26 protein-coding genes and 1 pseudogene are annotated in these 22,634 nt (G+C 70.2%); 14 read left to right on the top strand and 13 right to left on the bottom strand.

Annotated elements, in window-relative coordinates; all coding sequences use genetic code 11:
- Together C1I98_RS13000 and C1I98_RS12995 are read left to right on the top strand one after the other, a co-directional pair.
- The coding region (locus C1I98_RS13000; RefSeq protein WP_146607405.1) for an ATP-binding protein at positions 1–2,046 on the top strand (2,046 nt) is incomplete at its 5' end.
- A 288-nt stretch (positions 2,047–2,334) separates the two neighbouring features.
- On the top strand, positions 2,335–3,171 hold the full coding sequence (locus tag C1I98_RS12995; protein ID WP_146607404.1) for a winged-helix domain-containing protein: 837 nt from the start codon (positions 2,335–2,337) through the stop codon (positions 3,169–3,171).
- 7 nt (positions 3,172–3,178) lie between these two features.
- Here C1I98_RS12995 and C1I98_RS12990 read toward each other — a convergent pair whose 3' ends face one another.
- Positions 3,179–3,973, bottom strand: a complete 795-nt coding sequence (locus tag C1I98_RS12990) for an FCD domain-containing protein (RefSeq protein ID WP_111167418.1) — start codon at positions 3,971–3,973, stop codon at positions 3,179–3,181.
- Positions 3,974–4,085: 112 nt separating this feature from the next.
- Here C1I98_RS12990 and C1I98_RS12985 point away from each other — a divergent pair, with 112 nt between their 5' ends.
- The 4 genes from C1I98_RS12985 (at position 4,086) to C1I98_RS12970 (ending at position 8,214) form a co-directional block, all read left to right on the top strand.
- Positions 4,086–5,438: an MFS transporter gene (locus tag C1I98_RS12985; protein ID WP_111167417.1), complete on the top strand. Its 1,353-nt coding sequence runs from the start codon at positions 4,086–4,088 to the stop codon at positions 5,436–5,438.
- Positions 5,435–6,865, top strand: coding sequence for a chlorohydrolase family protein (locus C1I98_RS12980; RefSeq protein ID WP_111167416.1), 1,431 nt, complete (start codon positions 5,435–5,437; stop codon positions 6,863–6,865). The genes C1I98_RS12985 and C1I98_RS12980 overlap by 4 nt, the downstream gene beginning before the upstream one ends.
- Before the next feature lie 102 nt (positions 6,866–6,967).
- Complete coding sequence (locus tag C1I98_RS12975; protein ID WP_233507837.1) at positions 6,968–7,534, top strand: RNA polymerase sigma factor; 567 nt, start codon at positions 6,968–6,970, stop codon at positions 7,532–7,534.
- Entirely contained in the window at positions 7,531–8,214 is a 684-nt protein-coding gene (locus tag C1I98_RS12970) for a hypothetical protein (RefSeq protein ID WP_111167414.1), read from the top strand. Before C1I98_RS12975 ends, C1I98_RS12970 begins: the two co-directional genes overlap by 4 nt.
- A gap of 1 nt (position 8,215) precedes the next feature.
- Here the strand turns inward: C1I98_RS12970 and C1I98_RS12965 are convergent, their stop codons facing one another.
- From C1I98_RS12965 to C1I98_RS45610, 5 genes and pseudogenes are all read right to left on the bottom strand, one after another.
- A complete protein-coding gene (locus C1I98_RS12965) occupies positions 8,216–9,151 on the bottom strand; it encodes a cation diffusion facilitator family transporter (RefSeq protein WP_111167413.1) in 936 nt (311 codons plus the stop codon).
- A complete protein-coding gene (locus C1I98_RS12960; protein WP_111167412.1) occupies positions 9,151–9,567 on the bottom strand; it encodes an ArsR/SmtB family transcription factor in 417 nt (138 codons plus the stop codon). Before C1I98_RS12960 ends, C1I98_RS12965 begins: the two co-directional genes overlap by 1 nt.
- A gap of 83 nt (positions 9,568–9,650) precedes the next feature.
- Positions 9,651–10,253 (bottom strand): superoxide dismutase, encoded by a 603-nt coding sequence (locus tag C1I98_RS12955; RefSeq protein WP_111167411.1) that lies wholly within the window; start codon positions 10,251–10,253, stop codon positions 9,651–9,653.
- Positions 10,254–10,353: 100 nt separating this feature from the next.
- On the bottom strand, positions 10,354–10,623 hold the full coding sequence (locus C1I98_RS45615; protein WP_368773526.1) for an MmyB family transcriptional regulator: 270 nt from the start codon (positions 10,621–10,623) through the stop codon (positions 10,354–10,356).
- Positions 10,624–10,702: 79 nt separating this feature from the next.
- A pseudogene (locus C1I98_RS45610) lies at positions 10,703–11,185 on the bottom strand (helix-turn-helix domain-containing protein); the annotation flags it as partial.
- A gap of 10 nt (positions 11,186–11,195) precedes the next feature.
- Between C1I98_RS45610 and C1I98_RS12945 the strand changes: the two are divergent.
- Both C1I98_RS12945 and C1I98_RS12940 read left to right on the top strand, forming a co-directional pair.
- Positions 11,196–11,873 (top strand): MFS transporter, encoded by a 678-nt coding sequence (locus C1I98_RS12945; protein WP_111167410.1) that lies wholly within the window; start codon positions 11,196–11,198, stop codon positions 11,871–11,873.
- 99 nt (positions 11,874–11,972) lie between these two features.
- The gene (locus tag C1I98_RS12940) at positions 11,973–13,274 is read left to right on the top strand and encodes a terpene synthase family protein (RefSeq protein ID WP_111167409.1); all 1,302 of its coding nucleotides are present in this window, start codon (positions 11,973–11,975) and stop codon (positions 13,272–13,274) included.
- A 138-nt stretch (positions 13,275–13,412) separates the two neighbouring features.
- Here C1I98_RS12940 and C1I98_RS12935 read toward each other — a convergent pair whose 3' ends face one another.
- The 4 genes from C1I98_RS12935 to C1I98_RS40445 all read right to left on the bottom strand — a co-directional run bounded on the left by C1I98_RS12935 (position 13,413) and on the right by C1I98_RS40445 (position 16,647).
- Positions 13,413–13,871, bottom strand: a complete 459-nt coding sequence (locus C1I98_RS12935; protein ID WP_111167408.1) for a hypothetical protein — start codon at positions 13,869–13,871, stop codon at positions 13,413–13,415.
- Between the two features lie 249 nt (positions 13,872–14,120).
- On the bottom strand, positions 14,121–14,753 hold the full coding sequence (locus tag C1I98_RS12930) for a TetR/AcrR family transcriptional regulator (RefSeq protein WP_111167407.1): 633 nt from the start codon (positions 14,751–14,753) through the stop codon (positions 14,121–14,123).
- A 9-nt stretch (positions 14,754–14,762) separates the two neighbouring features.
- On the bottom strand, positions 14,763–15,170 hold the full coding sequence (locus tag C1I98_RS12925) for an SgcJ/EcaC family oxidoreductase (RefSeq protein ID WP_111167406.1): 408 nt from the start codon (positions 15,168–15,170) through the stop codon (positions 14,763–14,765).
- Positions 15,171–15,303: 133 nt separating this feature from the next.
- Positions 15,304–16,647 (bottom strand): NsdA family TPR-like regulatory protein, encoded by a 1,344-nt coding sequence (locus C1I98_RS40445; protein ID WP_146607403.1) that lies wholly within the window; start codon positions 16,645–16,647, stop codon positions 15,304–15,306.
- A gap of 281 nt (positions 16,648–16,928) precedes the next feature.
- Between C1I98_RS40445 and C1I98_RS12915 the strand changes: the two genes are divergently transcribed.
- Both C1I98_RS12915 and C1I98_RS12910 read left to right on the top strand, forming a co-directional pair.
- A complete protein-coding gene (locus C1I98_RS12915; protein ID WP_111167404.1) occupies positions 16,929–17,255 on the top strand; it encodes a hypothetical protein in 327 nt (108 codons plus the stop codon).
- Complete coding sequence (locus C1I98_RS12910; RefSeq protein WP_111167403.1) at positions 17,236–17,535, top strand: hypothetical protein; 300 nt, start codon at positions 17,236–17,238, stop codon at positions 17,533–17,535. Before C1I98_RS12915 ends, C1I98_RS12910 begins: the two co-directional genes overlap by 20 nt.
- Before the next feature lie 525 nt (positions 17,536–18,060).
- On the opposite strand, the gene C1I98_RS12905 is transcribed toward C1I98_RS12910, so the two are convergent.
- The 3 genes from C1I98_RS12905 to C1I98_RS12895 form a co-directional block, all read right to left on the bottom strand.
- The gene (locus tag C1I98_RS12905; protein WP_233507836.1) at positions 18,061–18,699 is read right to left on the bottom strand and encodes an NAD(P)H-binding protein; all 639 of its coding nucleotides are present in this window, start codon (positions 18,697–18,699) and stop codon (positions 18,061–18,063) included.
- A 25-nt stretch (positions 18,700–18,724) separates the two neighbouring features.
- Complete coding sequence (locus C1I98_RS12900; protein ID WP_111167402.1) at positions 18,725–19,423, bottom strand: type 1 glutamine amidotransferase domain-containing protein; 699 nt, start codon at positions 19,421–19,423, stop codon at positions 18,725–18,727.
- Between the two features lie 77 nt (positions 19,424–19,500).
- On the bottom strand, positions 19,501–20,088 hold the full coding sequence (locus tag C1I98_RS12895) for a TetR/AcrR family transcriptional regulator (RefSeq protein WP_111167401.1): 588 nt from the start codon (positions 20,086–20,088) through the stop codon (positions 19,501–19,503).
- 253 nt (positions 20,089–20,341) lie between these two features.
- On the opposite strand from C1I98_RS12895, the gene C1I98_RS12890 reads away from it, so the two are divergent.
- The 4 genes from C1I98_RS12890 to C1I98_RS12880 form a co-directional block, all read left to right on the top strand.
- Positions 20,342–21,178 (top strand): TauD/TfdA dioxygenase family protein, encoded by an 837-nt coding sequence (locus C1I98_RS12890; protein ID WP_111167400.1) that lies wholly within the window; start codon positions 20,342–20,344, stop codon positions 21,176–21,178.
- A gap of 637 nt (positions 21,179–21,815) precedes the next feature.
- Positions 21,816–22,058 carry a hypothetical protein gene (locus C1I98_RS12885; protein ID WP_111167399.1) on the top strand — a complete coding sequence of 81 codons (243 nt, stop codon included), beginning with the start codon at positions 21,816–21,818 and terminating at the stop codon, positions 22,056–22,058.
- 10 nt (positions 22,059–22,068) lie between these two features.
- Positions 22,069–22,209, top strand: a complete 141-nt coding sequence (locus C1I98_RS41345; RefSeq protein ID WP_158558009.1) for a hypothetical protein — start codon at positions 22,069–22,071, stop codon at positions 22,207–22,209.
- A gap of 162 nt (positions 22,210–22,371) precedes the next feature.
- A partial coding sequence (locus C1I98_RS12880) for a hypothetical protein (RefSeq protein WP_199536906.1) occupies positions 22,372–22,634 on the top strand: 263 nt, incomplete at its 3' end.

Genomic DNA, 22,634 nt, shown 5'->3' with positions numbered 1-22,634 from the left:
GGCGGGGTGGGCAAGTCCGCCCTGGCCGTACACGTCGCGCACCAGATGATCGACTGCTTCCCGGACGGCCAGCTCTACGCCAACCTGGGCAACATCGACCCCGCGTCCGTGCTGAGCGCCTTCCTGGGGGCGCTCGGGATCTCCGGGCTGAGCGTGCCGGAGGACGTCCAGGCCAGGGCGGCGCTGTTCCGCAGCCACCTGGCCCGGCGCAGGGCGCTGATCCTGCTGGACAACGTCAGCACCGAGCAGCAGGTCCGCTGGCTGCTGCCGGGCAGCCCGACGTGCGCGATGCTGGCCACGAGCCGGACCCGGCTGTCCGGCCTCGCGGGCGCCCACCTGGTGGACCTCGACGTGCTGCCCAGGGTCAAGGCGGTCGAGCTGTTCGCCCGGGTGGTCGGGGAGGAGCGGGTGGCGGCCGAGCCCGCCGCGGTGAGGGAGATCGTCGATCTGTGCGGGCAGATGCCGCTGGCGGTCCGCATCGCGGGGGCCAGGCTGGTGGCGCGGCCCCGACGTACCGTGGCCTGGCTGGCCCGGCGGCTGAGCGACGAGCACAGCCGGCTGGACCAGCTCGTGGCGGGCGACCAGGCGGTGCGCGCGAGCCTGGCGCTGAGTTACCTCGGGCTGACCGAACCGGCGCGGCGCGCCTTCCGGCTGCTCGGTATGCTCGACTGCCCCGACTTCGCCGCCTGGGTGGCCGCCGCGCTGCTGGACTGCTCGATCCACGAGGGCGAGGCGCTGGTGGACGAGTTGGTCGACGCGCAACTGCTGACCGCGTTCGGCACCGACAGTTCGGGCAATCTGCGTTACCGGTTTCATGATCTGGTCCGCCTTTACGCCAGGGAGCACACCTCCCCCGAGGACGACGACGCCGTCGCCCGCGCCCTCGGCGGTTGGCTCGCGCTGGCCGAGCGGGCGATGGTCCATGTGCCGGGGGCCTGCTACGCGATCATCCACGGCCCGGCCCCCCGGTGGGAGCCGCCGGCCGCCGTCGTGCGCGAGTACCTGGCCGACCCGATGGCGTGGTTCGCCGACGAACGCCGGGCGCTGATCGCCGCGGTACGCCAGGCGTGCGCCCGCTCCCTGGACGACCTCGCCTGGGACCTCGCCGCCTCGATGGAACGCTACTTCGACGTCAGGGGCTACTTCGAGGACTGCCGCCGGGTCAACGAACCCGCGCTGGAGCTGTGCCGCAAGACCGGCAACCGGCTTGGCGAGGCGGTGATGCTGCGCGGCCTGCTGGACGTCACGACCTGGATCGGCACCGGCTACGACGGTGAGGCGATGGCCGCCCTCGACCGCAACGCGGCGCTGCTCGTGGAGATGTTCCGCGACATCGGCGAGCGCCGCGGGCTCTCCGACGCGTACGCGATGCGCGCGTGGGGCCTGGCCGCGGCAGGGGAGAGCGAGCGCGCCCTGGAGCACGGCCGCGAGGCGCTGCGCCTGGCCGCGGAGACCGGGCACACCGGCGGCGAGGCGCGGGCGCACCTGGCGATGGCCGTGGCGCACGGCGAGACGCGTACCGAGCAGGCCACCCCGCACCTGCGGCACGCGCTCGCGCTGGCCAAGGAGATCGGCAACCGCCGCTTCGAGGCGACCGCGTTGCAGTTCCTCGGCATCTCGCACACCGTGGCGGGGGAGTTCGAGGAGGCGCACGAGTGCCTGATGGGTTCGCTGGAGATCTGCAACGCCTCCCCGGACCCGTCGTCGGAGACGCTGACCCTCGTCGTACTGGCCGGTCTGTACGCGCGCACCGGAGACGAGCGGGCGCGCCGGACCGCCGAGACCGCCGAGTCGATGAGCAGGCAGTACAACCTGTCGCATCACCTGGCCGACTCCCTCGCCGTGCTGGGCGGGCTGGACCTGGCCGAAGGGCGGGCGGCGTCGGCGGTGCGCCGGCTGGAGGAGTCCGTCAGGCTGTGGCGGGCCAGGGGGTGGAGTTCGTTCCTGGGGCGGACGCTGCTCGTGCTGGCCGACGCGTACGCCGCCGTGGGCGACCTCGATGCGGCGGAGGGGTGTCGCGCCGAGGCCGCCCAGGTGATGAAGTGATCACGCGTACCGGGCATGTTCCCGGATGGGGGCGCGCCCCCGTTGCCGCCCCCATCCCCTCCCGCTGCGGCCAGAACGGCCGGGGGCATCATCTTGGATGACGCTACGGCCACGGGGACGGGAGGCCGTGACCGTAGCGGGCGCTCTCGCGAGCGGTTGCCCCAGAAAAGAGTGAATCCTGTCGCTGTATAGCTTTCGTATACGAGCGCGGACATGGCTATGTCCATCATATTTGATGGATGATCCTCATTTCTGGCATAGAGTGTCCGGCGTGTGGGGGCATGCGTCATGAGCGAGGACGGCGAGGTCCTGTCGCCCCGGGTGGAGCGGCTGCTGGCCGTACTGCGAGCGGCCCAGGACCCGGTGGGCGCGCGGCACGCGGCGCGGCTGCTCGCGGCCGAGGGCGTGCCGGTGAGCGAGGCGGGCGCCTCCCGCGCCCTCGCCGAGCTGGACGCCCGCGGCCTCACCCGGCCGGTCGGCCGCAAGGGCCGGGTGCTCACCCGGCGCGGCCGGGAACGCGCCGCCGCCACCACCGCGGGCCGCCGGCTCGCCGCCGCCCTGGACATCCGTACGGCGGGCCAGCTCGTCCACTGGCTGCGCGCCCGCCGGGCCATCGAGACCGAGGCCGCCATGGCGGCGGCCACCCGCGCCGACGCCGCCGGCCTGGCCCGCCTCACCACCCTCGCCGCCGAACACGACGCTGCCCTGGCCACCGCCACCGCCCGCGGCCCGGCCCTCGCCGCCGAAGGCGATCCGGCCGTCCCGGCTGAACGCGGTGCGGCGGTCGCCGCCGAGCGCGGCCAGGCCCTGGCCATCGAACGTGATCCGGTGGTGGTGGCGGTGCGGTTCCAGGCCGAGCTGTTGTCGCTCGCGGGCAGTCCGCTGCTGCTCGCGCTGGCCGCCCCGCTGCACACCGAGCCGCTGGCCAGGGCCGAGCACATGCTCGCGGTGCTGACCGGGGCGCGGGAGAGTCAGGCGGAGATCGCGCGGGCGGTACGGGCGCGGGACGCGGAGGCGGCGGCCGACGCCGTACGGGACCGGATAGACGGGCTGGTCGCGCGGGCCGCCGCCCTCCCCGACGAACACGCGCCCCTGCTCCGCAGACTGCTCCGCCTCCCCCGCTGACCAGCGGTCAGCCGGTGCGGGTGACCAGGTCGAGGAGGCGGGGGAAGATCGTGGCCGAGCTCTCCCCCGCCGCGAACGCCTCGACCTCGACGATGAGCCTGCTCAGGTGCTCCCGCATGGCCGCCTCCGCCGCCTCGGGGTCGCGCCGGGCCACCGCGTCGAGGACCTTGGCGTGCGCGGGGGAGGTCTGGTCGTGGGTGCCGTGATCGACGGTGATGACGTCGAGCACCAGCTCCAGGAAGTCCAGCCGTTCGCCGAGCAGCGTGTCGCACAGCGTGGACAGCAGGTCGTTGCCGCAGTACCGGCCGAGCGCGCGGTGGAACTCCAGCGACAGGTTGAGCGGGTTCTCCCCCCGGGCGAGCCCCGCATCGTAGCCTTCGACCAGGTCGCGCAGCCGGGCGATCTCGGCGTCGCCGGCCTCGGTGGCCGCCGCCCGCGCGACCTCCGACTCCACGCCGCGCCTGGCCCGCAGCAGGTCAAGAAGCTGTTCGACGCTACGGACGTTGAGCGCCTGCCCGAGGTCGCGCCCGCGCCTGCGGTCTTCCACCCAGGTGGCCACGACCTCGCGCCCCGCCTGGGTGAGGACCCGGCCCTTGGCGCCCGCCGACCTGGTCCAGCCGCGCTCGTCAAGGGACTTGAACATCCGCGAGACGGTCGCCTCGCTGATGGTGAACCCGCGGTCGCGCATCTCCCGCGCCACGACCCGCGCGCCCTGCGGCTGATGCGCCGAGCCCAGGATGGCCAGCAGCTCGAAGTCGGCCCGGGGGAGCGCGTCGAGCGGCTTGGCACCGGGGTCGGTCATCGCGTGCCTCCTCGGATCGGGGGTTGACAGGACCGTAGCACGTTCCTCAGCATTGAGGGACTTTCATCTCCTATAACCGACTTTTCTCAGCATCTAGGGGAGGGCCTGCCCCATGGCCGAACCCGTGTCCAACGCCCAGCCCAACGCCACCTCCGATGCCGCGACCCCCACCAAGGCCCGCAAGGCCGCGCTCGCCGCCTTCGTCGGCACCAGCATCGAGTACTACGACTACTACGCCTACGCCACCGCCTCGGCCCTCGTCTTCGGCAAGCTCTTCTTCCCCGACACCGGCAACCCGTTCATCGGCACCATGGCCGCCTTCGCGACCTTCGCCGTCGGCTTCCTCGTCCGCCCGATCGGCGGCATCGTCTTCGGCCACTACGGCGACCGGGTCGGCCGCAAGACCGCGCTGGTCACCACGCTCGTCCTGATGGGCGGGGCGACGTTCCTGATCGGCCTGCTGCCGACGTACGAGACCGCCGGCATCCTGTCCCCCATCTGCCTGGTGCTGCTCCGGCTCGCGCAGGGCTTCGCGGTCGGCGGCGAGTGGGGCGGCGCGGCGCTCATCGCGGTCGAGCACGCCCCGCCGTCCCGCAAGACCTTCTACAGCTCCTTCGCCCAGCTCGGCTCCCCCGGCGGCACCGTGCTCAGCTCGGCCGCGTTCTCTCTGGCCGCCCTGCTGGGCGGCGGCGACCTGCTGGAATGGGCCTGGCGGGTGCCGTTCCTGTTCTCGGCGGTGCTGGTGATCATCGGCCTGGTGATCCGGCTGAAGCTGGAGGAGTCGCCCGAGTTCCAGCGCGCCCAGAAGCGCAACACCGTGGTCAAGAGCCCGCTCAAGGTCACCGTGCAGGGTTCGTGGAAGCTGATCCTGATGGGCGTCGGCACGGTCGCGGTCGGCGTCGGCGGCTTCTACATGACCGGCACGCTGTTCCTCAGCTACGCGGTGGACCAGGTGGGCATCGCCCAGCAGACCATCCTGAGCGCCCAGCTCATCGCCGCCGCCTCCAGCATCGTCTCCTTCCCGGTGCTGGCCGCGCTGGCCGACCGGTACGGCAAGCGGCTGGCGATGTTCAGCGGCCTGATCGGAACCATCGTGATCGCCGCGCCGCACTACTACATGGCGCACACCGAGAGCGCCGTGCTGATCACCCTGATGCTGATCGTCACCCAGACCGTCAGCGCGGGTGCGTGGGTGACCATCCCGGCCCTGCTCAGCGAGGCGTTCCCGGTCGAGACGCGGTACACCGCGATGTCGCTCAGCTTCCAGCTCGCCGGGGTGCTGTTCGGCGGCCTGGTACCGGTGGCCGGCGCGGGCCTGGTCGCCATGGCCGCGGGCAGCCCGTTGCCCGCGATCGGCCTGCTCATCGCCCTGGCGCTGATCAACCTGCTGGGCGCGACCCTGCTCATCAGGGCGGTGGCCGCCAAGGCCGCGGCCCCCGCCGACATTTCGGAGAGGACGGCATGACCACGACCCTGATCAAGGCCCCTTACATCGTCGCCTACCAGGACGGCGAGCATCGCATCCTGCGGGACGGCTGCCTGGTGGTGCGCGACGACCAGGTCGTCCATGTCGGCAGGAGCTACGACGGCCCCGCCGACGAGGTGATCGAGGCCGGCGACCGGGTGGTGACGCCGGGGCTGATCAGCACGCACGCGCACATCACCGAGTCGCCGATCGACAAGTCGCTCCAGGAGGACATCGCCCGCCGGGTGTTCTGGCAGACCGGGCTGATCGAGGTGCTGCCGACCATCGTGGCCTGCATGGAGCCGGAGGACGTACGGGCCTGCGCCGACTACTCGATGCTGGAGCTGATCCGCACCGGCTGCACGACCGTGCTCCAGATGGGCGCGATGTCGGAGTACGTCGCCGACGCGGCGGAGAAGGCGGGCCTGCGCGCGTACGTCGCCGACATGTTCAGGTCGGGGGCCTGGCAGACCACGGACGGCACCAGCGTCTCCTACACCTGGGACGAGGAGAAGGGCAGGCAGGGCCTGGCCCGCGCGGTCGATCTGGTCGGCGCGCTGGACGGCCGCGCCAACGGCCGCATCGGCGGCTTCCTGGCCCCCGCCCAGGTGGACACCTGCACCGAAGACCTGCTGCGGACCACCAAGGAGGCATCCGACGAGCTGGGCGTGCCCGTGTCGCTGCACGCCTCGCAGAGCATCGTCGAGTTCATCGAGATGAACCGCAGGCACGGCATGACGCCGATCGAGTGGCTGGACTCCATCGGGTTCCTCGGCCCGCGTACGATCCTGGGCCACGCCATCGTGGTCGCGGGCAGCAGCTACGCCAACTACCCCGGTGACGACCTGGCCCTGCTGGCGGCCACCGGCACGTCGGTCGCCTACAACGCGTGGTGTTTCGGGCGGCGCGGCCTGGTCATGGAGACCTACCCCGAATATCTCAAGCGCGGCGTGAACGTCTGCCTGGGCACCGACACCGCGCCGCAGTCCATGATCGAGTCGCTGCGCTGGACGGCGGTGCTCGGTAAGGTACTCGGGCGCAACGCCGAGGAGTCCACCGCCAAGGACGTCTTCGACTCCGCCACGCTGCGCGCCGCAGCGGCCATCGGCCGTGACGACCTCGGCCGGATCAGCTCCGGTGCCAAGGCCGACCTGCTGTTCTGGCGTACCGACTCGCTGTTCATGACCCCGCTGCGCGACCCGATCCGCAACATCGTCTACACCTCGCAGTCCGAGGACCTGGCCGACGTCATGATCGACGGGGCCTGGGTGATGCGCGACCGGCAGGTGCCCGCCATCGACGAGGCCGAGGTCACCGCCCGCCTCCAGCGCTCGGCGGCCAAGGTCTGGGCCAAGTGGCCGAGCGCCGACTGGGCCGGCCGTACGCTGCCCGAACTCTGCCCGCCCACCTACGCCGACTTCGTCTAAGGTCCCCGAGCGTCCCGCGGGCACACACCCGCCTCCTTTGTAACGGCCGTCCGCGATCGGCAAAGGAGGGGGTGCGTTGGGACGCTCGGCAAAGGAGCTTTGGTGAAGTTGAGACAGACGGGGTTGGCGGACATCGCCTGTGATCCCGCCGCCTTCGAGGCATTCTACGAGCGCCACTTCGACGACGTGACGAAGTTCCTGGCCAGGCGGGTGATCGACCCGCATTCCGTCGCGGACCTCACCGCGGAGGTGTTCCTCGCCGCGCTCGACTCGGCGCACACCTACCGGCCCGGCCGGGGCAGCGAGGTCGCCTGGCTGTACGGCGTGGCCCGCAACACCCTGCTCGCCGAACGCCGCAGGTCCGTCAGGGAGCAGCGGGCCAACCGCAAGATAGCGGGCCGCCGGCTGCTCGACGGGGACGACATCGCCCGTCTCGAAGAACGCATCGACGCCGAGGCTTCGGCCCGCCTGGCCATCGACCGGATGGCCGAACTGCCGGACAAGGAGCGCGCCCTGCTCGAACTGGTGGCCATCGACGGCCTCAGCACCGCCGAGGCCGCGCAGGCGCTCGGCATCCGGCAGGGCACGGCCCGAGTACGGCTGCACCGGGCCAGACGCTCGATTCAACAGGTTCCCGGCATCATGCCCGCGATCGGAGGAACGAAATGAACAGCGGCTTCAAGGACAAGTTGCTCATGGAGCTGAAGGCGGAGGTCGCCGAACGAGCGGCGCGGCGGCGGTCCCCGGTGCTGCGCTGGAGTCCGGGCCGCCGATTCCTGGCGGGGGCCGGGGTCGTCGGGGTGGCCGCGGCGGCGGCCCTGACCGTACCCCTGGTGACCGGCCAGGAGTCGCCCGCGTACGCGCTCACCAAGGGCGCGGACGGCTCGATCAACCTCAAGATCCGCGAGCTGCGCGACGCCGACCAGGTCGAGAAGGACCTCGCCCGCTTCGGGATCAGCGCCGACATCACCTATCTGCCGCTGGGCAAGCGCTGCGCCTCGGGCCGGGCCAAGCCGCTCGCGGGCGACGATGTCAAGATCACCCCAGAGCAGTTGGGGAGCAAGGACCCCGCCGTCAAGAAGAAGGCCCATGATCTGCTGGACAACACGCCTTCGGCCAAGGCCATCCGCCCGCGCGACGGTATCACGATCTACCCGAAGCACATCAAGCCGGGCCAGCGGGTGCTGATCGAGGCTGCGGAGAACCCGGAGCAGGTGAGCGTCCAACGGCCGGGCGTCGCCTGGTCGTTCTCCGGCCGCCTGGTGGAGGGCCCGATCGCGCCTTGTCAGGTCGAGGACGAGCCCTACGCCTACGAGATCGGCGACGCCACCCCGCCCGCCGGTAGCTGAGTCACCAGCCCAGTTCGTCGCAGCCGGTGTGGTCGCGCGGCTCGACCTGAAGGGTGGCGTGCGCCACGCCATGGTGCTCGCGCAGCAGGTGCCGGGCCCGGTCCAGTACGGCGTGGCTGTCGCCCGGTTCGCCGGTGACCAGGTGGACGGTCGCCACGTTCATGCCCGAGGTCAGCGTCCACAGGTGCAGGTCATGGACGTCGCACACGCCATCGATGCCGGCCAGGTCACGGGCCACCGCGGTGGCGTCCATGCCCTCGGGCACGTGCTGGCCGAGTACGGCGAACACCTGCCGGCCCAGCGAGACCGCACGGAAGGCGACGAACGCGCCGATGGCCAGGGCGACGATGGTGTCCCAGTACGCCTGACCGGTCGTGGTGATCAGCCAGCCCGCCACGATCACCCCGATCGAGCCCGCCGTGTCGGCCATGACCTCCAGGTAAGCGCCCTTCACGTTGAGGCTCTCGCTGGCTCCCGACCGGAGCAGCAGCAGGGCGGCGACGTTGACCGCGAGGCCGATCGCACCCACGATGAGCATCGGCCCGGCGGACACCTCGGCAGGGCCGCCGATCCGGCTGATCGCCTCGATGACCACGTAGAGCGCGACGCCGAGCATCATCACCACGGCCAGCAGCGAGGCGAACACCTCGGCCCGGTAGGAGCCGTAGCTGCGGCGTCCGGTGGTGTCGGGGCGGGTCGCGATCCGCGTCGCGACCAGGGCCGCGCCGAGGGTGACCACGTCGGCGGCCATGTGACCGGCGTCCGACAGCAGCGCCAGTGAGCCGGAGAGCAGGCCGTACACCAGCTCGACCACGAAGAAGGAGCCGATCAGGCCGAAGGAGACCGCCAGCCGCCAGCGGTGCTTGGCGCCCGCGTGGCCGCTCACATGGCCGTGCCCGTGCCCGTGCCCGTGCCCATGTCCGTGTCCGGCGCCCATCAGCTCTGCTCGCCGCGCTCGGGGTGGATGAGTTCGCTGTGCTCGGTGTGGGCGAGCGCCAGGTCGAGCAGCATCCGCACGTGAGGGTCCTCAAGGCGGTAATAGGCCATCCGGCCGGAGCGGCGCACGGCGACGATGCGGTGCGCCCGCAACAGGCGCAGCGCATGCGACACCGCCGACTCGCTCTGGCCGGTCACCGCCGCGAGGTCGCACACGCACAGCTCACCGTCCAGCAACGAGACCAGCAGGCGTAGCCGCCCCGGGTCGGACAGCAGCCCGAAGACGTCGGCGGTGTCGTCGAGGTCTTGGGTGGCGGGCATCCGTTCGCGCACCGTGGCGACCCGGGGCGCGTCCACGACGCGCACCGAACAGCCGTCGATGTCGATCAGACCCTTGACGTCTGAAGACCTATTCATATGAGCAAGATAGCTCTGGGGTGCGGCGGTCTGTCAACAGGGGTGTCCTGGCCGGAAACGGCCAGGACACCCCGCGGCGGCGCTCAGGCGCCCTTGGCGGCCTCGAAGCGGCGGATCACGTCGTCCCAGTTGATGAGACCCCACAGCTTTTCCACATAGTCCGGGCGGACGTTGCGGTACTGCAGGTAGTACGCGTGCTCCCAGGCGTCGAACACCAGCAGCGGCGTCGTGTTCATGCCCACGTTGCCGTGGTGGTCGTAGACCTGCTCCACCACCAGGCGGCGACCCAGCGGCTCCCACGCGAGCACGCCCCAGCCGGAGCCCTGGACGGTGCTGGTCGCGGTGGTGAGCTGCTTCTTGAAGTTGTCGAAGGAGCCGAAGTGCTCGGTGATGGCCTCACCGAGGCCCCCGTCGGGACGGTCGCCGCCGTCCGGGGAGAGGTTCTCCCAGAAGATGGTGTGCAGCACATGGCCGGAGAGGTTGAAGGCGAAGGTCTTCTCCAGGCCGACGAGCCCCCCGAACTCGCCCTTGTCCCGGGCGTCGGCGAGCTTTTCCAGCGTGTCGTTCGCGCCCTTCACGTACGCGGCGTGGTGCTTGGCGTGGTGCAGCTCCAGGATCTCCCCGGTGATCGCCGGCTCCAGGGCCCCGTAGTCGTAGGGCATGTCCGGAAGTGAGTACTGGCCCATACGTAGGCTCCCCTTGTTGCGAATAGTATGCAACAACGATACTCACGCAGTAAGCTGCGAGGGGCCGGGGGCCCCTTGAATCACGGGCTTTCCGGCCGGCTTATGGCAGCAGCCGGCGGAGGGCCGCGGCCGAGGGGGAGCCGGGCTCGGCGGTGAACATCACCAGCCGCTGCCCCGGGTCCTCGGGAAGCTCGAACACCTCCTCGGCGAGCGTCATCCGGCCCGCGCGCGGATGCTCGAACCGGACCGTCACCGAGGCGCAGGTGCGTACCGGGTGCTCGGCCCACAGCCCGGCGAACTCCTCGCTCTTCATCGTCAGTTCGCCGATCAGGCGGGTCAGGTCGGGGTCGTCGGGATAGCGCCCGGCCACGACCCGCAGGAACCGCGTGGTCGCGGGCCTTGGCGGGCCAGGCGGCGTACAGGGCGCGGTGCGCGGGGTCCAGGAAGACCATCCGGCTCAGGTTGGGCCGCCAGTCCTCCCGGTACGGCCGATCGAAGTCCAGGTGCCAGGCGAGCAGGGCGTGGGCCAGGCGGTTCCAGGCGAGTACGTCGGCGCGACGGCCGACGATCATGGCGGGGACGGCCTCGATCGCGTCGATCAGCGCGCGCTTGCCCGGCGGCAGGTGCTCGGGGCCGGACGGCAGCGCGTGGCGTACCGGGTGGGAGATGCGGAACAGGTGCGCCCGCTCGTCGGCGTTGAGGCGCAGCGCGCGGGCGATGGCGGCGAGTACGGCGTCGGAGACGTTGCCGCCGTGGCCCTGCTCCAGGCGCGTGTAGTAGGCGACGCTCAGCCCGGCGATCTGGGCCGGCTCCTCGCGGCGCAGGCCGGGGACGCGGCACCGCCCGCCGTACGGCCTGACGCCCGCCTCCTGCGGCAGTATCGCGTCACGCCGGGAACGCAGGAAGGCCGCCAGCTCGGCGCTTAGTTCCATATGTAGCAGCATGGGCGATTCGCTGCCGGTCAGCCTGACCCTGCCGGTGGTAGGAAAAGCCGGTGGCCGGGTAAGCCCGCGCGGGCCGCCCATACTCCGGCGGCCCACCGTGAAGTGGGGCAATCTGGGCGGCCTGGCCACCGTGGGGATGGCCACGGCGACGACGTTCCTGATGACGATCTACCTTCAGGACGTGCTCGGGTACTCCGCCACGGTGACCGGCCTGGCGCTCGGGATTCCCGGGCTCGCCGCCTTCGCCGGGTCCGTCGCGGCCCCGGCCATGATCGGCCGGTACGGCCCGCACGCCGTACTGTCCGCGGGGCTCGCCATACAGGGGGTCACGACCGCGTCGCTCCTGCTCACCGGCGCCGACCGGGGCGCGATCACGCTCGTGGTCGTGGTGGTCGGGGCGTGCTTCGCAGGCAACATGGCCGCCGTCGTCGCCTTCACGGTCACCGCGACCTCTCGCATTCCCGACCACGAACAGGGGCTGGCCACCGGCATCGCCACGATGACCCCAGCAGGTCGCGATGACCCTGGGCATCCCGGTGATCAGCGCCCTCGTGGCCGCCGCGACCGGCCCGTCCGCGGCGGGCGTACTGCCCGGAATCCACGCCGGCCTGCTGGCCAACGCGGCCGTACCGCTGGCGGCGGCGGCCCTGATCGCGATCTTCCTGCCACTTCGTAACCCTAAGTAGATAATCGGATGCGGATTGTGAAAGAATGACGGGGACCGAAACACCCCGCTCCCTGGGTTCTTCCTTCGGCCGCTGCGAAAGGGCCCGCAATGACGCGATTCACCGGTCGGCCGACCGGCCTGGGCACGGCCGGGGCCCACCTGTACGCCTGCGGCACGGCCGCGGCCCACTCGTCGGCCTGCGGCCCGGCCTCGGGTCACTCGCCCGCCTGTGGCGCGGGTGCGCCCGCGTCGTCCGGCGTCCTGGCCGACCTCACCGAGGTGTCCGCGCGGCCCCCGACCCTGTTCCAGCCGTTCGCCCACCGCCGGCACCCGGCGGCCGAGCGCGCGGCGGACGAGTCGATCGCCTGGCTGCGCGGGTTCGACATCGAATGGCCGCCCGGCCAGTGGGCGCAGATCGAGAGCGAGCGCGCGGGCTACTGGTGGGGCCTGTTCGATCCGGGCGCGGCCGACTACGAGCGCTACCGGCTGGGCGTCGATCTGATCACCGTGCTGTTCCCCTTCGACGACGCCTACTCGGGCAGGTTCGCGCGGGCCACCCCGGCCGAGGCGGTGGCATGGGCCGGTCGATGGCTGCGCCTGCTCGACGACCCCGGCTTCGCCGAGCCCTGCGGGCACCCGATCAACGCGCCGATGGTCGACGTGCTGCGCCGCGCCGCCACGATCGGCACACCCGTCCAGTACCGCCGCTTCGCGGAGGCGGTGAAGGGGTTCATCAGCAGTCTCGGCTGGGAGTTCGCGGGGCAGGACGACGCCGTGCGCGATGACATGGGCGAGGCCGCCGCGTGCCGCTTCTACACCGCCGGGTGCGGCGGCATCATCGGCCTCCTGCCCATCACCCATGATCTGTGGATCAGTGACGAGGTGGCCTGCCGGGGCGTCTTCCGGGCCTATACGGAGGCGGCGGTCTTGGTGATTTCGCTCTACAACGACCTGTTCTCCTACGCCAAGGAGCAGGCCGACGCACCCGATGACGTCAATGTCCTGGCCGCCGCCGTCCGGGAGCACGGCGGGGCGCTCGACACGGCCTTCCGGCGGGTCATCACCCTGCACAACCAGGCCATGGACCGCGTGGTGTGCCTCGGTTCCCGGCTGCGCGCCCTCGGCTCGCCCGACCTGACGCACTACACCAGGGCGGTGGAGGAGCTGATCGCGGGCAACCTGGAGTTCGGCCGCTCCGCCGCCCGCTACCGCGGCGGCGAGGACTCCCTGCCCCCGTACACCGTCACCCGCACCCCACCGCCGGTGCCGCTCGGCCCCACCGACATCGCCACGTTCGCCTGGTGGTGGGACGAACACCACCTGACCGGCCACCGCACCGCCCTGCGGTACAGACCCGCGCCCGCCCGCTCAGCGTGGTCGCCGGCTGAAACGGGGATCACGGACATGTGACGGCGTCAGGCCCGCGCCCGCCAACCGATCGGGCTGTATCGGCTGACTGCGCACCGGAGGGCACGGTACCGCGCCCTGCACGGGAGGGCGCGACCGCGAGCACGCCGCGCACAGGTCCCGAAGCTCACACCGCCGGGCTCAAACCGCGCTGACCCAGCGGGCCGCGATCGTCGTGCGGCCGTCGGCGTTGCTGAGGATGGAGGCGTTGTTGCCCGCAGTGCCGATGGACTTCGCGTAAAGGCTTACGACGTCGTTCACGTCGAGTTCCGCAAAGATCGTCTGTCCGGCGGTGGCCTGGCCCACCAGATTCGCGAGGCCGCCGCCACCGGCCAGCGCTTGACTCCCCTCGATGGGGCTCTGCCCCTTGTGAAGGACCGTGCTGGCCCACTGGTGGGAGTTCGCGGCGCCCACGTTGATCACCGAACGCGCTTGGTAGGAGATCTCCCACACGCCGGGGAAGGGGATCGTGATCGTCAGGCCCGCCGGGTGGATCTGCGTATAGGTGGCGGTGAGGGCCTGGTCGAGGTCGAGCGGGCCGGTCTGGACCCATAACTTGGAGGGGCCCTGCTTGGGAGGCACGTAGGCCGGTGACGTCATGCCCGAACGCTAACCGGACGTGATCAGCATGGCAGGGATCTTGGTGGCTGGACTCGTCTTACCGTTCTGGTACAGCAGTCTCACACTCCGTCGCTGTCCGTCTGCCGCACACCATGCTCAGCCTGTGATCATCCTCCGTGGAGTAGGTCGTCCCACGGCATGGCGCGGTCGGTGGATCGAGGGGCCGAAGGTCGGCGGGTGGCCTTCCCCCGGCCCCTCGCCCGTGCGATGGGCGTCCCGCCCCCGTGCTCAGGCATTGTCGCCGCGGACGCCGTTCAGCAGGGTCCGGACGAGCGAGTCGGCGAACCGCTCGGGAGACTCCAGCGGTTCCTGCGACCAGGGCCGGAACAGCATGGGCAGCACCCGGTCATAGCAGGCGCCGACGAGCAGGGTGGCCGCCGCGTCGGCGTCCATGTCCGGGTCCAGGCGGCCGAGGCGCTGCTCGGCCGTGAGGTGGGCGGCCATGTGCTGGCGGAGGTTGTCGCCCTTCACCGATCGCGGCAGGGACTGGAAGCGGGCGAGCGCCTTCGGCTGACCGAGCAGCGCGGCGAAGGACGGCATGACGCGTTCGTGCAGGTCGAGGATGTGCCGGAGGTGACCTGCGAGGTTGGCCTCGACGGTGCCCTCACCGGGGCGTGGCGGCGGCGGCAGGCTCTGCTCGGCCGCTTCGATGTCGGCCAGCAGGGCGTGTGCGAGTAGGTCCTCCTTGTCGGCGAAGTAGTTGTAGAGAACGCCGTCGGCGACCCCGGCCTCGCGGGCGATGGCGCGGACCGTCAACTGGGCGGTCTGCCGTTCCGTGATGAGACGCCGGGTAATGCTGATCAGGTGCTCGCGCAGCCCCGGGCTTTCGGGGGTCCGGATGACGGCGGCGGGCCGCGGCATGTCGGTTCCTTACGGTTCGGCGTTGATTCTCGTGTTCTGGAAGGTCCGGAACAGCCATTGTCCGTCCTGCTTGACGGCGACCTTGGTCTGGATCGACAGGTCCTCGGGACGGCATTCCTGCTCTCCGGGGCGGATGATGCAGTTTCCGCTGGTGATGACCACTGCCATGGCGGGGGTGATGAAATTCACGGTGCGTGTGGTTGGTGGGGACATCCGGGTGCCCGCCATGAAGGTCGCGAACCCCTCTTGCATGGTCTCGGTGATGGCGGCCCGTCCGTGGAAGTGCCCGCCCATGACGTCGATGAGGTCGGCGTCGTCGGTGAAGGTCGCGGCGAAGGCGGCACCGTCGTGGGCCCAGGTGTCGATTTGTTGCTGTTCGAGCCGTTCCAGGGCGAGCTCGTCGGCGGCGTGAGTCAAGGTGGCTCCTCTCGATGAACACCGTTCATGAACTGCGTTCAGCGTAACCGATGAGGCGATCGGGTGCGGAACCGGGCCGGATGGACCGTGGGGATATCTGGAGACCAGCTTGGGTGTGGCTCGCGAGGGCCGGTCAGGCTGACGTCAGGGCCACGTTGATGCGGTCGCGGAGGTCGGCGGCTTCGGCGATCTTCGGGTGGGTGCGGGTGGTCTTTCGGAGGTCGATCAGGTAGTCGCGGATGCGGCGGGAGTGCACTGATGCGGCGCGGTCCACTATGTCGGCACCGATGATGGCGCCTTCGTGGGGCTCGGACCCCGCCAGGTGCAAGCGGGCGAGCCGGATCATGTTGAACGCCCGGGCTCGGGCGAAGGACTCGCCGTGGAGGTCGGCGGCGGTGGTGAGCCGTCGGATCGCCTCCTGCTGTGAGGGCGTATGGGAGAGATCGGCCAGGGTGTGCCCGGTCTCCCCGGCGTGCTCCCCGGCGTCGTACCAGTACAGCGGGCCGGAAGCGTCGATCGCCGTGATGTGGCCGAACATCTCGTCGGCGACCCCGACCGCCGCCCTGGCCTCCTGGTCCCGGCCGAGGCGGGCCAGTGCGCGGGAGCGGACCGCCGAGAGCATGGAGCGGGCGGCGGGGGTGAAGCGGTCCGAGCGGACCTGTGCCATCTCGATGCGGGTCAGCGTGGACTCGAAGTCGTTGCGCCAGAACGCCTGCCGGGCCATCTGGGCCAGGATGATCGCCCGCTGCTGGAAGTCACCGGCTTCTTCGGCGCAGGCCAGGGCCAGGCGGTACCGGCCGCCCGCCGTTTCGTGATCGTAGACGTCGAATGCCATGAATCCGGCCGTGGTGCTCAGGAACGCCACTGCGGAATACAGCTCATCGTGCAGTTTGTCCGGATAGCGCGCGTCCAACAGGTTGACGGCATGCCGGAGTTGTGCGGCGACGGCTTCGCGGAGGAGGCCCCCGCCGTGTTGGTTGTGCCATTGGTTGAACGCCTGGGCGACCGTCCGTATCTCCTGGATTTCGGTCGCTCCGATTTTTGCGGGGATCGGGGTGGGTTTGGTGGGCTCGGTGAGTGCGGAAAGTGCGGATGGGGTGAAAGTGGCTCCGAGGCCGAGTGCGGCGGCTGAGAGAAACTGTTTGCGATCCACGTCGTCTACGGTATCAATAGGCTGCAAAGTCCTACGAGGAGGAGAAAAGCCCAATTCTGCGTCGGTTTGCACCTCTAGCACCGCTCGCAACCCGGATCGATAAGAGGCGCTGGGCCACCGGATCTCGCCGCGTTCCAGCTTGCCGATATAGCCGGCGTCCAGCGCGGAGACCTGCCCCGAGTGCTGGTGAATCCACTGGTTGACCAGCTCTGCAAGCTCCTGACGGGAAAGCTCGGTCCCGCGCCAGGTGGGCGATTCCTGCTGTATGCGAGCCTTGTGCAGTGCGTGGTTCAGCTTGTCCGGGTCTGCCGTCCGCTTCGCCATCTTCTAGGCCCTCCGGGATGACCATCGCTGACCTAAAGCATGCTTGATGTATCCCCCGTTCGTCGTTCACGCAGGGTGAATCCGCGTGCCGATCTGGGATTACCCACGCCTCACGTACCGAGGAGACTGAGGGCCGCTGAAACGGCGGAACCCGCCGAACAACGGCCAAGAGTTCGGCGGGCCCCTAGATCGCACGCAGGAGGTGCGACCACGATGCACGATCGTACGGCGTCGCCGGCTAACGAGGGGAACGTATTCGGTGATCGCGGATGAATTCCTTTATGCTCGCATTCTGGCAGATACGCCCGGTCTCTCCGGCGACCACCACTCCGCCCGAGACCGCACGCGCATTGCAGTACGCGCTCGCCCTGCGCGGCATCCACGCGGATCTGGTCAATGATCAAAAGCGGGTGCGGTTGTCACTGAGCCCCGGCCTGGTCGCGGTCGTACAGGACGACGGGATCTGGTGGCACAGCCCGCGCATGCTGCACCCCGGCATCCCGCTGTACGTCCACCGCTGCACCGTGGCCGGCGCGGCCGAGGCCCTGGCCGCTGACCACGCGCTCCTGCGATCGGCGAGGAACCCCGATGACGCCGCGCTGGCCTGAAGGCTTCCTGGTCGGCTGCACGGTACGCCCGCTGCTGGCGGTATGGGAGGTCCAGGCCGGAGGGCGTGGTGCGGGCGGGGTGTGCGATTGCCCGGCCGCCGCCGAGGACGCCATGTTCGGGGTCCTGGACGCCTGCCCGTCGGGCCGGGGGCGTGTGCGGTACGCGCGGCTGTCGTGGGTCGGGATCGGGTACGTGTACGGGCCGACCCGGCTGACCGCGCACCGTAAGGACGGCGTGACCGTCACGGTGCCCGGGGACGCGTGGGAGGGCCTTTCTTGAGCGGGCACGGCGGCGTGGTGCGGATGATGGGCGCCGCCGTGCCGTACGGCGCGGGCGGCTACAAGGCCGGCTCCCCGCCCGCGCCACCACCTGAGACGCGCGGCGGCCGTTCCACACCTTCCCCAGGCCGTACCGCGCCCTGCGGGCGGGCGGCGTACCCCACAACGCCGCCCGCCCGCATCCACCTTCGGCCCCGGGCGGCGGCCTGCTCGGCAAGCGGTGCAAACCGCTGGGGGGGGGGGCGCCGAGTGGCTGATGTTCGGCGCGGGGCGACCCGTCAACGCTGGACGTCCATGCGACCGACGCCGGGCGGGCCGGCACCGTGATGTGCCGGAAGAACCTGATGCCCGCCGCGCGCATGGCGAAGTACCAGCAGGGGATCGAGATCTACTGCGCGCCCACGGCGGTACGATCTCGACGTCGTCGGCGACCACTCCCGTCCGGACGTCTTCCGGCTCCTGGTGGACACGACCCCCAAGGCCCCCGTGTCCTTCCTGGCGGACGGGACTTCTGGCCGACCTTGAGTCAACCCACCAGCCGCTGGACGGCGGTGCCGATCGGCGTCGGCCCTTCGGTCAGTTCCAGGATGGTCCGCCGTACCTCGGGGGCGTGGACGAGTTCGGCGAGGGTGGTGGCCACGTCGTCGCGGGTCACCTCGGTGTGGATCAGCGCCGGCGCGAGGCTGACCCGCCCCGTGCCCGGCGTGTCGGTCAACGCGGCCGGGCGCAGGATCACCCAGTCGAGGTCGGCGGCGGCCAGCTCGACGTCGGCCCGCTTCTTGACGTCGATGTAGTGCTCGAAGGTGTCCGACACATGCCCGTCGCGCCCGGCCTCGGGGAAGACCGAGACCAGCACGAACCGGCGTACTCCCGCGAGGCGGGCGGCGGCGACGGCGGTGGTGAGCCCGTCCCCGTCGATCTTGGTGATGGCCTCGGCGCCGCCCTCTCCGCCGGCCCCGGCGGAGAAGACGAGCACGTCGGTACCGCGTATCAGATCGGCGAGGCCGGTGGCGGTGAGGCTGGTCAGGTCGCCGTGGGTGGCCTCGATGCCGTCCGCCGCGAGCGCCTTGCCCTGCTCGGGGCGGCGGTAGAGCCCGTCCACCTGGTCGCCGTCCGCGTGGAGACGGCGGGCGAGCCGAGAACCGATGCCTCCCGCGATGCCCACAATGAAGACTCTTATTTCATCGACCCTACTTGCGCGCATGGGCGACCTCGTTCACCAGCTTGAGCAGGGCGTCGGCCGCCGGGCCGGAGGAGGCCGGGTTCTGGCCCGTGATCAGCAGGCCGTCCTGGAGGACGTACGGCTCCCAGTCGCCCGCCTTGGAGAAGTCACCGCCGAGCCTGACCAGCTCGTCCTCCACCAGGAACGGGACGACGTCGGTGAGCTGTACCGCCGCCTCCTCCGAGTTGGTGAACCCGGTGACCCTCCTGCCCTGCACGAGCGGCGCGCCGTCCGCCTTGACGGCGTGCCGCAGGACGCCGGGCGCGTGGCACACCAGCGCGAGCGGCTTGCCCGAGCGCAGGGTGGTCTCGATCAGGCGCGTGGAGTCCGCGTCTTCGGCCAGGTCCCACAGGGGGCCGTGGCCGCCGGGGTAGAAGACGGTGTCGAAGTCGTCGGCCGAGACCGAGTCCAGGCGCACGGTGCCGGCCAGGGCGGCCTTCGCCTCCTCGTCCTTGTCGAACCGGCGGGTCTCGTCGGTCTGGGAGGCGGGGTCCGCGCTCTTCGGGTCCAGCGGCGGCTGCCCGCCCTTCGGGGAGGCCAGTACGATCTCGGCGCCCGCGTCCTTGAAGCGGTAGTACGGCGCGGCCAGCTCCTCCAGCCAGAAGCCGGTCTTCCTGCCGGTGTCGCCGAGCCGGTCGTGTGAGGTGAGGACGATCAGAACCTTCATGATTTTTACTCTTTCTTTAGTAGACCGGTCGTCTATAACGCGGTAAACGAATGGCTTGTTGGTCGTTGCTCGTTTTGTCAGAGGTGCAGGAGCCGGCGGGTGACGGCGGTGACGCCGTCGAGTGGTGCGAGGCTGCGGTGGACCTTGGCCAGCACGCTGGCCCCGAGCCACATCTCGTACAGGACCTGGGCCACCTGCTCGAAATCGCCCTCAATGGAAAGCGAACCGTCTTCGACGCCGGCGGCGATGACCCGCGCGAGCCGCTCGACGATCGCCGTGGTGCCCTCCTTGAACGCGATCCGCATCGTCTCCGACAGGTCGGCGACCTCGGCCCCGAGCTTGACGGCCAGGCATTTGCCCTGGCAGTCGTCGACGCTCTGTGTCTCGCGCCAGCTCTGCCAGTAGTTCATCAGCCGCTGCGCCGAGGTCAGGCCCGGCTCGGCGAAGATGCGGTCCATGTCGGCGAGGTAGTCGATGAAGTAGGACTTCATCATCGCCTCGCCGAAGGCGTCCTTGGAGCTGAAGTAGTGGTAGAAGGACCCCTTGGGCACGCCGGCCGTGGTGAGCACCTCATTGATGCCGACGGCGGCAAAGCCCTTGTGGGCCATGATCCGCTGAGCGGCCTCAAGGATGCTCCGACGGGTGTCCGTCTGTCCGGCTGGCATACCCCACACCTTACCCTCCATTAGACCGGTCGTCTAGTTGTGTGCCCGTGGTCAGGATGTGCCGCCATCCGTGCTGATCGGCCGTTCGGGGCTATAGGGGCTTGTACGGGCTTGTACGGATGACTTCCCTTCTCTTCTCGGCGGACCGCCGGGTGCCGCATCGTCGGGGACATGGCCCGGAGGCATCTCGGGTCATCCGGGCCTGTCCAGGACGGTCCGCGACCGCGGGGGCGCAGTGCGAGGGGAGACGCCGATGTCAGCAGGGATATCCACTGTCCGGGACGGGTTCGTGGCCGAGATCGGCTCGGATGATCCGCTGACCGGGCTGGTCCCGGACATCCGGGAGGCGCTGCTACGGTACGCCGTGGTGGTCATACGCCGACGGCCGCTGTCCGCGCCGGAACAGGCCGCCTTCACCCGCTCCCTCGGGCCGCTGGAACCGGCGTCCGACCTGCGCAACCATCACCCCGACAGTACCGATGTCATGGTCGTGGACAACTCCGGCTCCACCCCCGTCGTCGGAAACCAGTGGTGGCACTCCGATCGCTCGTTCCTGCCCGCGCCCACCAGGTACACCGTCCTGTACGGCCGGCTGATCCCGCCGTCGGGAAGCGAGACGCTGTTCGCCGACATGGTGGCGGCCTGCCGGGAGGCGCCCGCGCCGTGGCGGGCGGTGCTGCGCAAGGCGCACGGCGTACACTCCTACGACCGGCTGGCCCACCTGCGCGCCGAGATCCACCAGGCCCCCGTCCAGCCGGACTACGCGACCAGGTTCCCGCCGGTCCGGCACCCGATGATCCGCGTCCATCCGGAGACCGGGTCGGTCGCGTTCTATCTCAGTGAGCTGTGCCTGGACAGGATCGAATCGGCGGACGGGACGCCGGTGGGCGATCTGTCGCTGGGCGAGCTGCACGCCTTCGCGACCGACGAGCGGTACGTCTACCGGCACACCTGGCGTCGCGACGACGTCGTGATCTGGGACAACTGCCGGGTACTCCACCGGGCCGGACGGCTGCGGCCGGGCGTCCCGCGCATCCTGCACCGCACCACCACGGCCGGCGACCCACCCGAACCGGGCTTCCCGGCCTGACCGGGGTTTCCCGGCTTGGTTCGGCTTGTTCGGGCTGGATGTGGAGCCGGGGGGTTCTGCCGTCCCCGGTGGGGAGAACCCCCCGGCCTTCCCCGTGAGCGAGCATGCGTCCGGGCCAACGAACGACTCCCCGCACGAAAGGGGAAGAGACGGGAGGAGCTATGTCATTAACGACAATAGTTCTCTTCCGTGTTGTAACAAGTACACCTGAAATCCGGCGACGCCGCGAGGGAAGCGTCCAACAGTGACCGAACCGATCTTTGGCCATGCAGGTCAAGCGGCTGGCGGGCCGATATCCCGGACACGCTTGGACGGCTGTTCCGGCTTATCGTCCGATCCCGGATGCGCAGGGACGGGATCGGCCGGGCGGGTGAGTGGGCGGTCCGGGCATATTTGGATATGCCGGACTGGTCATTTCTGTCCGGAGTTATGTGGTGCGGACGATGTGAGAGAGATCGGCCGGGACAAGCCGATAAGAGGGGCGGCTACCAGGGCGGGCCGACTCGGGCAAGGCCCGGAGTAACCAAGATTCCCGGCACAGTGGTGATTTTGCATTTTCTAGGAAACGATGTGTTGTGTCCGGGCCACGAATCGAACCCACTGACCTTTTCCGGGTCAGGCGAAGGAGGAAGTCTCCATGACACGGCACTTCCACTCCCGGCGTGATGCGCACACCTGCTCCGACAACGATCGTACCGCGCCCCCGCCGCGAATCCGGCGGCGTCCGCTCATCGTTCTCATCGTGATTCTCGTCTTCGTTTCCTATCTGATCGTCCAGGGGTACGACATCGCCATGGCGGCGGCGGGGGCGCTGCTCGCCGGCCTGGCGGCCGTTCAGATCGTGCGCGGCCTTTCCGGCGCGCGTCCCATCTTCGGTTGATCCACCTCTCGTGGGCGCCCCCGAGTCCTTCCCGCGCAAACTGGCCGGTGCGCGGGAGCCGAAGATCACCATCGAGACACTGGCCGAGCGAACCGGGCTGCTGCCCCAGACCATCAAGCAGTTGACCGGCGGCACCGAACTGCTCTCCTGAGAGGTCACCAGCGTCTTCCTGGACGCCTGCGGCCACGACCCGGCGGAGTGGCGGCACGAATGGGAACAGGCCGCCGCCGCCCGCAAGTGGCAGGTGTGGCGGCGCAAGCACACACCACTTGGACCGTTCCCGAATCCGTCCACGGCGCGTACCTTTCCGCAGTTGCGGCAACGAATGGAGGACCTGCGAGACCTGGTCGGGCTGACGTACCAAACCCTCGAACAACGCGCCGCCGACCAACGCCGCCGCCTCCCCCACGCCACCCTCAATGCCGCGATGAACGGCCGGGGGCGGCTGGAACGCGAACTCGTCGAGGCGTTCGCCGCCGCCTGCGGGCTCCCCCCTGCGGAGAGCCGAAGGTGGCGGCTGGCCTGGCAGGCCATCACCGACACGACCCAACGCCGGCACCGCCCCCACTTCGACGA

This window comes from Spongiactinospora gelatinilytica, assembly GCF_003236385.1.
Classification (GTDB): Bacteria; Actinomycetota; Actinomycetes; order Streptosporangiales; family Streptosporangiaceae; genus Spongiactinospora; species Spongiactinospora gelatinilytica.
This window is presented reverse-complemented; position numbering and strand designations above follow the sequence as displayed.